Source organism: Aquisalibacillus elongatus, from assembly GCF_003843875.1.
Classification (GTDB): domain Bacteria; phylum Bacillota; class Bacilli; order Bacillales; family Alkalibacillaceae; genus Aquisalibacillus; species Aquisalibacillus elongatus.
The window spans coordinates 799,776-811,834 of the sequence record NZ_RKRF01000007.1 but is presented as its reverse complement, the minus strand read 5'-3'; the positions used below and the strand labels follow the sequence as shown (position 1 = coordinate 811,834).

13 protein-coding genes are annotated in these 12,059 nt (G+C 36.5%); 12 read left to right on the top strand and 1 reads right to left on the bottom strand.

What is annotated here, in order from left to right:
* Positions 1–36: 36 nt before the first annotated feature.
* From EDC24_RS04850 to EDC24_RS04835, 4 genes are all read left to right on the top strand, one after another.
* Positions 37–576, top strand: a complete 540-nt coding sequence (locus EDC24_RS04850; protein WP_124220199.1) for a YceD family protein — start codon at positions 37–39, stop codon at positions 574–576.
* A gap of 49 nt (positions 577–625) precedes the next feature.
* Entirely contained in the window at positions 626–799 is a 174-nt protein-coding gene (rpmF, locus tag EDC24_RS04845; RefSeq protein WP_124220197.1) for a 50S ribosomal protein L32, read from the top strand.
* A gap of 59 nt (positions 800–858) precedes the next feature.
* On the top strand, positions 859–1,623 hold the full coding sequence (locus tag EDC24_RS04840; RefSeq protein ID WP_124220195.1) for an enoyl-CoA hydratase/isomerase family protein: 765 nt from the start codon (positions 859–861) through the stop codon (positions 1,621–1,623).
* Between the two features lie 68 nt (positions 1,624–1,691).
* Entirely contained in the window at positions 1,692–2,150 is a 459-nt protein-coding gene (locus EDC24_RS04835) for an RsfA family transcriptional regulator (protein ID WP_124220193.1), read from the top strand.
* Positions 2,151–2,196: 46 nt separating this feature from the next.
* Here the strand turns inward: EDC24_RS04835 and EDC24_RS04830 are convergent, their stop codons facing one another.
* A complete protein-coding gene (locus tag EDC24_RS04830; protein WP_124220192.1) occupies positions 2,197–2,673 on the bottom strand; it encodes an N-acetyltransferase in 477 nt (158 codons plus the stop codon).
* A 148-nt stretch (positions 2,674–2,821) separates the two neighbouring features.
* Here EDC24_RS04830 and EDC24_RS04825 point away from each other — a divergent pair, with 148 nt between their 5' ends.
* From EDC24_RS04825 to EDC24_RS04790, 8 genes are all read left to right on the top strand, one after another.
* Positions 2,822–3,688, top strand: a complete 867-nt coding sequence (locus EDC24_RS04825; RefSeq protein WP_170158462.1) for a 2-dehydropantoate 2-reductase — start codon at positions 2,822–2,824, stop codon at positions 3,686–3,688.
* 6 nt (positions 3,689–3,694) lie between these two features.
* Positions 3,695–4,066, top strand: a complete 372-nt coding sequence (locus tag EDC24_RS04820) for a DUF3397 family protein (RefSeq protein ID WP_124220189.1) — start codon at positions 3,695–3,697, stop codon at positions 4,064–4,066.
* Positions 4,067–4,152: 86 nt separating this feature from the next.
* Positions 4,153–5,775: a bacillithiol biosynthesis cysteine-adding enzyme BshC gene (gene bshC / locus EDC24_RS04815; RefSeq protein WP_124220187.1), complete on the top strand. Its 1,623-nt coding sequence runs from the start codon at positions 4,153–4,155 to the stop codon at positions 5,773–5,775.
* Between the two features lie 173 nt (positions 5,776–5,948).
* Positions 5,949–6,380: a division/cell wall cluster transcriptional repressor MraZ gene (gene mraZ / locus EDC24_RS04810; RefSeq protein ID WP_124220186.1), complete on the top strand. Its 432-nt coding sequence runs from the start codon at positions 5,949–5,951 to the stop codon at positions 6,378–6,380.
* Between the two features lie 17 nt (positions 6,381–6,397).
* A complete protein-coding gene (rsmH, locus tag EDC24_RS04805) occupies positions 6,398–7,372 on the top strand; it encodes a 16S rRNA (cytosine(1402)-N(4))-methyltransferase RsmH (protein ID WP_124220184.1) in 975 nt (324 codons plus the stop codon).
* Between the two features lie 3 nt (positions 7,373–7,375).
* Positions 7,376–7,750 carry a cell division protein FtsL gene (gene ftsL, locus EDC24_RS04800; protein WP_124220183.1) on the top strand — a complete coding sequence of 125 codons (375 nt, stop codon included), beginning with the start codon at positions 7,376–7,378 and terminating at the stop codon, positions 7,748–7,750.
* 16 nt (positions 7,751–7,766) lie between these two features.
* The gene (locus EDC24_RS04795; protein ID WP_124220181.1) at positions 7,767–9,977 is read left to right on the top strand and encodes a penicillin-binding transpeptidase domain-containing protein; all 2,211 of its coding nucleotides are present in this window, start codon (positions 7,767–7,769) and stop codon (positions 9,975–9,977) included.
* Positions 9,978–10,073: 96 nt separating this feature from the next.
* Positions 10,074–12,008: a stage V sporulation protein D gene (locus EDC24_RS04790; protein WP_124220179.1), complete on the top strand. Its 1,935-nt coding sequence runs from the start codon at positions 10,074–10,076 to the stop codon at positions 12,006–12,008.
* Positions 12,009–12,059 lie beyond the last annotated feature (51 nt).

The window sequence follows — 12,059 nt, the reverse complement described above, 5'->3', positions numbered from 1 at the left end:
CTTTTACAATAACTCTTGTTGCCTTGAGGTGATATTATGAAATTTTCATTACAAAAAATCAAACGTGAATCTCCATACGAGTTTGAAGAAACAGTGAATGTTGACGAATTAGAACGTATGGATAATGATATTCGAAAGATTCCTGATGTTAAGGTAAAAGGTAACGTCAGTGTCAAACAAGATATCTACACATTTCAGTACTCTATTAAAGGTACGATGACTTTACCTTGTGCTCGAACATTAGTGGATGTTCCTTATGAATTTGATATTCAAGCATTCGATCAATTTACTGATGTTGATTATAAAGTAAAAGAAGATGAAGAGATTCATTTTATTGATCAAGAAGTGCTTGACTTACTGCCTTATATCAAGGAAAATATTTTATTGGAAGTTCCTATAAGAGTTTACAGTGATGAGGCAACGATGGATAACATCATTTCAGAAGGAAATGGCTGGGATCTTCTCCAAGAAGAAGACCATGAAGAGCTTAAGGCTAACCATGAAGAAGAAGAGCAGGAGAAGGTAGACCCTCGTTTATCTTCATTGAAAAACTTTTTTGAAGACAAAAATGATTAGTGTATGTAATCCAATATTATTGGGTTTGAACTTAAGGGAGGTGTAACACATGGCAGTACCAAAGAGAAGAACTTCAAAAACTAGAAAAAATCTACGTCGTACGCATAAGAAGTTGCATATACCAAACATGGTAGAATGTGAAAATTGCGGTGAATATACAAAATCTCACCATGTATGCAAATCATGTGGGCATTACAATGGTAAAGAGGTTGTTGAGAAGTAAGTAAAAGGTGTCTCATACGTGAGACATCTTTTTTTATATTTTGTAAGGGAGAGAATGAGATGGAAGAAGTTAAGTTAGAAAGGTCGAGTAAAGGCTTTGCAATTTTAACGTTAAACCGCCCCAATAAGTTAAATGCTATTTCAACCAATATGGTTAAAGAATTAAAAGGAAAGCTTGATCAATTAAAAGACGAACCATTAAAGTTTTTAGTTATAACAGGAAGCGGTAATAAGGCGTTTTGTGCTGGTGGGGATCTAAATGAATTTCATGGTGAGCTCACACAAAAAGAAGCCTATCAACTTTTATCTCCTATGAAAGAAACTCTTTATCAATTGGCTACACTACCTTTCCCAACAATTGCTTGGTTAAATGGAATAGCTAGAGGGGGAGGATTAGAACTAGCGTCGGCTTGTGATTTTAGGTTTGTAAGCCGTGAAGGGACCTATGGCTTTGTCCAAGGGAAACTCGGAATTTCTACAGGATGGGGTGGCGGAACCTTATTAAATGAACGAATCACACCTGAGAAGGCCTTTTTATGGTTGATTGAAGCTGACCTGAAATCACCTACAGAATTAAAAGACATTGGTTTTGTGGAAAAAATTTTATTCGATGTTGAGCTGACTGAAAATCATGAGGCGATTAGTTCCTTTACTGAACGAAGTGTTGAGCAAATGCATCTTTGGAAAAAGCAAAGATTAAATAAGATAGACGTTCAACATTTAAAAGAACAAATGGAAGATGAAGTATTAGCTTGTAGCTACTTATGGGTGAGTGAAGAACATCAAGTTGCGGTGCACCAATTTTTAAATAAAAATAGTAAGTAACTCTTCTATCCCTTAATTCTGTTGCATAGAGTATTATTAAAGTTAATAGAGTTAAGGGGTGTTAAGACATGTCAACGAGGCAAGACGCATGGACTAAAGATGAGGATTTGCTTTTAGCTGAAACTGTATTACGTTACATAAGAGAAGGAAAAACACAAATGAAGGCATTTGAAGAGGTAGGGAATCGATTGTCTCGAACTCCTCAAGCTTGTGGATTTAGGTGGAATGCAAATTTAAGAAAACAGTATCGGCAAGCCATTGGTTTGGCTAAACAAAGCCGTAAAAAAATCAGTGAGCAAACAATCTCAGCTCCACCAGCAGGCTCAAAGCGTTTAACGGTGTTTGACGAAGTCATCACCCAGTTGGAACAGCTAAAGGGAGATTATTATAAAGGTGGTCATCGTGTGAATCAGGATGAACCTGATGAATATGCTCATCTAAGACAACAACTCGATCAGTATGAACAGCTCATTGATGAAATCTATGAAAAGATCAGTGAAGTGAAAAAGAGAGAACAAGTGAAATAAGAAAACTCTTCCATCTTAATTAAGGATGGAAGAGTTTTTTTGGTATTTATTGATTTTCTTTTTCATCAACACCTTGTGGCATCCAAATGAATGGATTTTCACCAAAGTCACGTTCCATTTCATAAGTAGCCGGTTGAAAGCCTTGCTTTTCCCAAAAGCCTTGGGAATTAATTCTTGCATTTGTTTTGATTGGCAAGTTAAAGCTTTTAGCAAAGTCCACTAACTTTTTACCAAATCCTTTATGACGATAATTTTCAAGGACTTCGAGTTTCCATAATTCTAGATAATCTTGCTTCGGATCAAAATAATAATCATATTTTTTATCCACTTGATATAAGCTCATGCGAGCGACTAATGAATTGCCATAATAAACTCCGTAAAATGGGGATTCGCTATTATTTTCGATCATGTTATGTTGTAGATCTTCTAGCATGGATAATTCTTGGATACCATATTCTTTAAACTTTTTAAATTCTTCTAGCGTTTTAAAATTAATTAATAGTCGTTCTACCTCACCTGACATTATATAGAGCCCCCTTCAATGTGCTACTCATTATTATAGTATAAATATGCACTATTGAAAATGGAAGCGTTATGATATTTTATTCGACATATATGTCCGTAAGTTGATAATTTTTGATAAAATGTAATAAAAACAGGTGCGTGGTATGATGAATATTGGAGTTATTGGACTTGGAGCCGTTGGATTGTTTATTGCTTCTAGTTTAGCTAAGCGACACGAAGTTACAGGGTATGTTAGAAGAGAGGAGCAGGCAAATGAAATAAAGGATCAAGGAATTATAGTAGACAATTCTGAAACCTTTGTTAGTGTCACAACTAGCCAAAAGTTTAAAGAGCATGATTTAATTATTATTTGTACGAAACAAATGGCTATTGATACTTTAATCCCGACATTGGAATTAGTTGGTCGACATACACCTATTTTATTTCTTCAAAACGGCCAAGGACATATTGAGAAGATTCATCATCTACCACATCCAATATTACTAGGTGTTTGTGAGCATGGTATTGTAAAAATCAAAGACAATGAGGTAAGTTTAAAAGGGCTCGGTAAAATTCGGCTGGGAGCATTACATAAACATCATGCTGAATTAGCTGTAGACATAAGCCTTGCACTGTACCAATTAGATTTTCCGGTCAAAGAGCATGGCTCTATAACAGATGTTCTAAATAGAAAATTAATCGTTAATAGTGTTATTAATCCACTTACAGCCATATTCAATTGTCGTAATGGTTCTATCATGACCAATGATCACCTTAAGTATTTAGCGAAAAAGTTAACAAAAGAAGCGGCCATGACGTTAAATGTGGATGAAGATGAAGCTTGGGAACGTGTGAGACAAGTCGCTGAACAAACTAAAGAAAACTATTCATCTATGTTGAGTGACATCCAAGCTAAACGCCAAACTGAAATTGATTTTATAAATGGATACATACTAAAGAAATCAAGTGATTTTTTACCTTATCAAACAAATGTTTATCATATGGTTAAAGCAAAAGAAGGGCTGAGGGAGTAACGTGTTATGGATTTTGTAACGACAATAATAGCTATATTAGCTACCATTCCGTATATTTCATTTTTTATAATTTTTATTATTCTTAAGAAAACAACAAAACAAGCAACTCGGTCCACCAAAATAGCAGCGGACTTATCGAATGTATTTTTTATCCTAGCTGTTAATGCCATTTTATTTATTATTTTTGACTACTCCTTTTTAACCTGGACCATTATAACGTATATGATTGCTATTTTGTTTGTAATCACAATTCAATGGCGTAAAGATCTGGAAGTTAATATCTGGATGGCTGCGAGGCTAGTCTGGCGAGCAGGATTCGTCTTATTAGCTATAAGTTATTTGTTACTTCTACCTATTGGAATTTGGGTTAATTTTTAATGACAAACAAATAAAGTGAAAAACGTGATTCAATCCGTTAAAATAACAGACAGAATAAACGCGATCGTTAAAAGGAAGGTATAGCAATGAAAGTACATTCAGTACATTTACCAAAACAATCAGCACTTATACAAGATTATAGAAATCGTGAAGAGTCCATCATGACACAGTTTCATTATGATCCTTATCAAATTCGAAACTATAAGAAGCGCCATGATTATTTATCAAGTCAGGATTTTAAACGAGAAGCTTTAACGGACGCTTTAAAAAAACAATATCAAAAATGGGGAACATCTGAAGCTGTTTTGAATCATATTGAGGCGTTAAACGATCCAAACGCTGTTGTCGTAATTGGCGGTCAACAGGCTGGACTTTTCTCTGGACCGTTATATACGATTCATAAAATAATTTCAATTATTGTTCAAGCAAAAGAACAACGAGAGTATCTTCAACAACCGGTGATTCCTGTGTTTTGGATGGCAGGAGAAGATCATGACTTTGAAGAGATCAATCATGTTTATACTTATCAAGATCAGCGTCTTCATAAACATCGAATTCAATCGACTGATCCAGAGAAAACACCTGTATCTAAACGAGTGATAGATAAAGAAAGTATGTTGGCTTGGATCAACGACCTTTTTAAATCGTTACGTGAAACAGAATACACAAACGATTTATATGAGCGTCTAATTAATTTAGTTGAAGATGGCGATACGTATGTTGATTTGTTTGCTAAGTTTACAAACACATTGTTTGCTCATGAAGGTTTAGTGCTAGTTGATTCTGATGCTGATGAACTTCGTGACATAGAAGCGGACTACTTCGTCGAAATGGTCCAACATCAAAATGAGATTGCCGAATCAGTCGTTGATCAAATTGAGACCCAAGAAGATAAAGGGTATAGTATTTCTCTTGATGCAACAACAGAAGATGGCCATTTATTTTACCATGTGAATGGTGAGCGTTTTTTATTAGAACGTAAAGGTGATCATTGGCTAAATGAAGAGATGGGTGTTCAGTTTACAACAGAAGAATTAATCCAAAAAATTAAGTCAAATCCGCGCCTGTTTAGTAATAACGTCGTGACTAGACCTATTATGCAGGAGTATGTTTTCCCTGTATTGTCCTTTGTCGGTGGTCCCGGTGAAATAGCTTATTGGTCGGTTCTTAAACCAGCGTTTGAACGCTTAGGACTTCAATTTCCTATTGTGATGCCGAGATTATCCTTAACGTTATTAGGGGCTAAGCATGAACAATGGATCTTAAGACACCATGTTAAGTTCGAGGATTTAATATCTAAAGGTATTTTTCAACACAAGATGAATTGGCTCAACCGCCAAACCTCGAAGCCAATTGAAGAAGTTGTGGAGAATGTTAAACAAGAACTAGAATTCGTTCATAAACCATTACAAGATCTCGCTTTTGACATCCAAGATGACTTAGGGGCATATGCTGAATCAAACTTAGACAGAATTCATGAAGATATTAATCAATTAGAAAAACGCATAAAACAAGAACTTCGTCGTAAGCACCAGCAATCTATTCGATGTTTTGACGAATTAAATCATTTTTATTATCCGAATAAAGGATTACAAGAGCGCGTTTGGAATATTGTATATTTTATGAATGAGTATGGACCTGACTTACCATTTAATTTACTCGATGTACCACCCAGGTGGGAGCAAGATCATTTAGTGGTATCGATCTAACCACTCATCACCCACCATCTACCACTTCATATATAGTTGAATAAAATACAGTCATTTAGCATGTTCAGAGTATTTCTGGACATGCTTTTTTATATTTTTTATAAAAAATTTAAAAATTAGGTGGTAGAAAGTGGGGGGATGTGGTAAACTGTTCACAAAGTGGGGCGAAGTCTATGTTCATGGGTGAATTTCAACATAATATAGATACAAAAGGTCGAATTATTGTACCTTCTAAATTTCGTGATGGATTAGGCGAGTCATTTGTCCTAACGCGTGGTTTAGATAACTGTTTATTTGCGTACCCACAAGAAGAGTGGCGAATTTTAGAAGAGAAGTTAAAAAAGCTCCCACTGACTAAAAAGGATGCAAGAGCTTTTACTCGTTTTTTCTTCTCTGGTGCGATCGAATGTGAAATTGATAAACAAGGTCGTATTAATATCCCGTCGCCACTTAGAAACTATGCCGATTTAGAAAAAGAATGTGTTGTCATTGGTGTTTCTAATCGAATTGAATTATGGGCAAAAGAAAAATGGGAAGAATACGTGGAAGAATCCGAAGAATCATTTGCAGAAATTGCAGAGAATATGATGGATTTCGACATTTAGCATAAAGAGGTGCCAACATGTACGAGCACTACAGCGTCTTGAATCAAGAAGCAATTGAAGGGTTAAACATCAAAGATAATGGCATTTATGTCGATTGCACGCTCGGCGGTGCTGGTCATTCAAGCCGTATCGCTAAAGAGTTAGCTGAAAATGGACAGCTAATCGCATTTGATCAGGATGTAAAAGCCATTCGATATGCTGAGCAAGTTTTAGAACCATATGGGAAACAAATTAAACTCATACACCAAAATTTTGCTCACTTAGAAGAAGAGTTAAATCAGTTAGGTATAGCTGAAGTAGATGGCATTATTTTTGATTTGGGAGTATCTTCTCCACAATTAGATGAAGCCGAAAGAGGGTTTAGTTACCAACATGATGCCCCATTAGATATGCGAATGAATCAAGAAGATCCATTAAGCGCATACGACATTATTAATGAATGGGCATTTGAAGACTTGGTAAAGACTTTCTCAAGGTACGGTGAGGAGAAATTTTCAAAACAAATCGCAAGAAAAATTGAACAAGCAAGAGAACAAAAACCTATTGAAACAACTTTTGAATTAGTTGAATTAATAAAAGAAGGCATTCCCGCATACGCACGTCGTAAGGGTGGGCATCCAGCAAAACGCGTTTTTCAGGCAATACGAATCGCTGTAAACGATGAATTAAATGTTTTTGAAGAAGCTTTGGAGCAGGCTGCGAGAAAATTAGCAATCGGTGGTCGACTTGCTGTTATTACCTTTCATTCTTTAGAAGATAGAATTTGTAAGCAATCGATGAAAACGTGGAGTACACCTCCACCAATTCCTAAAAATTTACCGGTAATGCCTGATGAAGTCCAACCACCATTTAAATTAGTGACTCGAAAGCCAATCGTCCCTTCTGAAGATGAGCTTGAAGAAAATCGCAGGTCAAGGTCAGCTAAATTAAGAATCGTAGAAAAAGTGAAGGATTGGGACCCACAATTTTCTATAAATCGAAGGAGGCAATAGTATATGGCAGCAGAACAAATTAGAAAGTATTCAATGGTTCCTGAGAGAAAGACATATCAAGAACCGCAGAGACAAGTCAAACAGCAACCAAAGAAAAAAGCTTGGTTTACAAAAGGTGAAAAAGTACTTTATACAACAGGATTAGTATTAATAGCTGTTGCAATGATCTTAAGTGTACAATATTCTTCTTCGGTAGATAGTCTGAACCGTGATGTTCAGCAAATTAACGAAGAAATATCAAAACAAGAAACCATTAACACAACTTTAACGGCTGAAGTTAAAGAGATGAGTAAGCCGAGTCGAATCTTATCGATTGCTGAAGAACATGGTTTGAATATTAAGCACGCACAAGTTAGACAAGCCTCCGAAAATAATTAAGGTGTGTTAAATAACGATGTTTAAATTAAACTATAAAAATGTCATGTCGTTTTTAGTCATATCCATATTTACACTAATCTTTCTCTTAATAATCGGCCGTTTTATGTACATTCAATTTCATGGCGAAGTACAAGCGGTCGATTTAGTTGATTATGCGGACCGTTTTCGTTATGTCAATAGTGAACTAGATGCAGAACGTGGAGAGATTTATGATCAGACAGGTATGGTATTAGCAGGAAATAAAACAGTCTATACGTTATATGCTATTTTAGATGAAGGTTATTCTAAAAATGCATCCGAGTCATTACATGTTGAAAACCTTCAAGAAACCGCCAACCAATTATCGTCGGTTATTAATATGGATTCGGACCAAATCTACAATATATTGGAAAATGGCAAAGAAAACGATAGATTCCAAGTAGAATTTAGTCATGCAGGCAGTGCTTTATCTACAGAACAGAAGGATGAAATCGAGTCATTAGACCTTCCTGGAATTTATCTTACCGAGCGGCCACAACGTTACTACCCAAATGACAAATTTGCTTCACAAGTTATTGGCTTTACGGAAATGAAACTTAATGAAGAAACAGGTGAAGAAGAAGAGGTCGGGACGTATGGTGTTGAAGGCATGTACGATGAGGACCTTCGTGGCGTCAATGGTTCGGTAAGCTACAAAAGGGATAAATATGGCTATAAACTGTTAAATGCAGAAGAGCTAATTCAATCACCTGAAGATGGAAATGATGTTTATTTAACAATTGATCAAAAAATCCAAACGTTTCTTGAAGATGCGATGACAACAGTAGATGAACAATACAATCCAGAGAGTATAATGGCTGCGGTAATGGACCCTAAAACAGGTGAAGTATTGGCAATGAGTAATCGACCATCCTTTGATCCCAATACAAAAGAGAACATTGAAAACTGGTATAACGATGTTATATCATCTCCTTTTGAGCCTGGTTCAACGATGAAAATTTTTACTCTTTCTGCCGCTATTGAAGAAGGTGTTTATAATGGCTCTGATACGTATAAATCTGGACGTTATCGCATAAATGAAAACTTTAGGGTAATAAGAGACCACAATAATGGTGAAGGTTGGGGAGAAATTACTTATAACGAAGGTGTGCAACATTCATCTAACGTGGCTTTCGCTAAAATATTGTGGGAACAGCTAGGACCTGACCAATATAAAGATTACCTAGAAAGCTTTCATTTTAATCGTGCGACTGGAATTGATCTAAATGGTGAAAAAGTTGGTCAATTATCCTATACGTATCCGATGGAGCAAATCACAACTTCATTTGGGCAAGGTTCTACTTTTACACCAATTCAAATAATGAAAGCTGCAACGGCATTAGCTAATGAAGGTAAAATGGTAAAACCTTATGTTACATCAAAGATTATGGATCCAAAAAGTAAGAAGGCCTTATATGAAGCAGAAACTGAATACGTTGGTGAACCTATTTCAGCAGATACGGCGCAACAAGTAAAAGACTTACTAGAATCAACTGTTACATCAGAAGAAGGGACTGCTAGACGTTTTCAATTAGAAAATTTCTCTACATTTGGTAAAACAGGAACGGCTGAAACACCTGACCCTAGTGGAGGCTACCATAGTGGACGTGACAGTTATGTTTATTCATTTATAGGAATGGCGCCAAAGGAAGATCCGGAGCTTATGATGTATGTTGCCGTTGAAAAACCAGACCTTGAGGGTGAATACGGTTCAGAGCTAACATCCTACATTTATAAGACCGTAATGGAAAACAGTCTGCATTATTTAGAAATCGAACCAGACCAATCAACTGATCAAACCGTAGAAAAAATTGATTTAAACTCTATCTATGGTCAATCAACACATGAGGTCGTCAGTCGTTTGGAAGAACAAGGTATGACAGTAACAGTTGTAGGAGAAGGCGAAGAAATAGACGAATCGATTCCGAAAGAAGGTTCATCAGCATATCCTAATCAGCATATCTTGTTAAAAACGAACGGAACTGCGACTATGCCTGATGTAACGGATTGGACGCTAAGAGATATTCTTTCATTAGTAGAATTGGTCGATATGGAACTTGATTTTATTGGTGAAGGTTTCGTTACAAAGCAAAACTTATCTGTAGGAGCTGAAATAACAGAGGACAGTCACTTAATTGTTGAATTATCTTCTGACTATTTGGAAGAACCAGCAGAAGAACAACAAGATCAAAAAGAGACTGAAGAGTAAAAAGAGAAGAATAGAGATTAATGAGAAACAGTGGTCTAATTTAATACGTTTTTTCATAGTTTTAATACAAGCATATGTGCAAAGGAGAATGACACATTGAGACGAATTGCTGCCGTAACTATGAAGAAACGTTTGATCGCTGTTTTTTTATTAATTGCATTGTATTTCGTAATTATGGTTGGGCGACTGGCATATGTTCAGCTCGTATCAAGTGGCGAAATACTAGCTAAAGCTGAGGAATTGTGGAGTCGTGATATACCGCTTTATGCAGAACGAGGCAAGATTCTTGATCGTAATGGTGATGTATTAGTGGACAACCAATTAGCTCCAACATTAGTGGTCGTCCCTAGGCAAATTGAAGGTCCTGAACAAGTGGCAAAACGATTATCTGATATTATCGATATTTCAGAAGAAAAAGCTCATGATCATTTAACGAAAGTGGCTTCCGTTGAGATCATTCACCCTGAAGGTCGTAAATTAACGGACGAACAGGCTGATGAAATTAGAATGTTAAATGAGCCGGGTGTGTATTTAGCGCAGGATTCCAAAAGAGAATATCCTTACGAAGAGCAGTTGTCACACGTTTTAGGTTTTACTGGAATTGATAACCAAGGACTAGCAGGATTAGAAGCGAGTTATAACGATGAATTGAGCGGAGACTCTGGTGCGTTATCATTTTTTTCAGATGCTAAAGGAAGACGACTGAATCAATTATCCAATCGTTATCAACCTCCTGAAGACGGAAAACATTTATCTTTAACGATTGATGCAGAAATTCAATCCATCGTTGAAAGGGAACTGGACATTGCTGAAGCAAAGTATGACCCAGATAGTTCACTAGCCATTGTGATGGACCCTGATAATGCAGAAATTTTAGCTATGTCTAGTCGTCCGACATTTCATCCACTGGAATATCAATCCGTATCACCAGAAGTATATAATCGTAACCTACCTGTCTTTAGCACCTATGAACCAGGTTCAACATTTAAAATTATGACGCTTGCTTCGGCTATAGAGGAGAATTTAGTCGACTTAGATGAAGATACTTATTATGATTCAGGCCATGTAAAAGTTGCAGGTGCTAGAATAAGATGTTGGAGCAGTGGTGGACATGGAAGTCAAAGTTATTTAGAGGTTGTTCAAAACTCTTGTAACCCTGGTTTTGTTAATTTAGGTCAATTACTTGGTGAAGAGCGACTATTTACGTATATTCGAGAATTTGGATTTGGTACGAAGACTGGGATTGACCTAGAGGGTGAAAGTTCAGGGATTTTATTTAGCGAAGAACAAATTGGTCCAATTGAATTAGCAACATCAGCCTTCGGTCAAGGCGTTTCGGTAACGCCAATTCAACAAATTACAGCTGTAGCAGCTGCCATCAATGGTGGTTATCTTTATGAACCCTATGTCGTAAAAGGGTTAATTGATCCGATTACAGGTGAAGAAATTGAAAAAAGGGAACCAACCCTAAAAGAACAAGTCATTAGTGAAGAAACCTCAAAAGAAGTCCGTCGAGCTTTAGAAACTGTTGTTGCGAAAGGTACTGGTCGAGGAGCATACTTAGATGGGTATAGAGTTGGAGGAAAAACAGGTACCGCTCAAAAAGTAGGGCCTGATGGTCGCTATTTAGAAAATAATCATATCGTTTCATTTATGGGCTTCGCACCAGCTGATGACCCAGAATACTTAGTTTATGTCGCGATCGACAATCCTAAAAACACGGTTCAGTTCGGGGGCGTTGTATCAAGTCCAATCGGAGGAAAGATTTTAGCAGATATTTTAAGTAAGAAAGATGTACCGAAGCGAGAAGGCGGATTAGACAAAGAATACCAATGGCCAGATTCTCCTAAAGTAGAAGTTCCGGGGCTAGTTGGTAAAGATGTAGATGACATTCGAAATTATTTAATCGATTTAAGGCTAGATGTTCACGGAGAAGGCGACCAGATTATATCACAATCGCCTGAACCGGGCGTTAAAGTTGAATCTGGTTCGACCATAAGGGTTCATCTTGGAGAATCTAATGAAAACTAAAATTTAACTTATTTATACAAGCTCTACTTTGCTATAATATGAATGAATGTA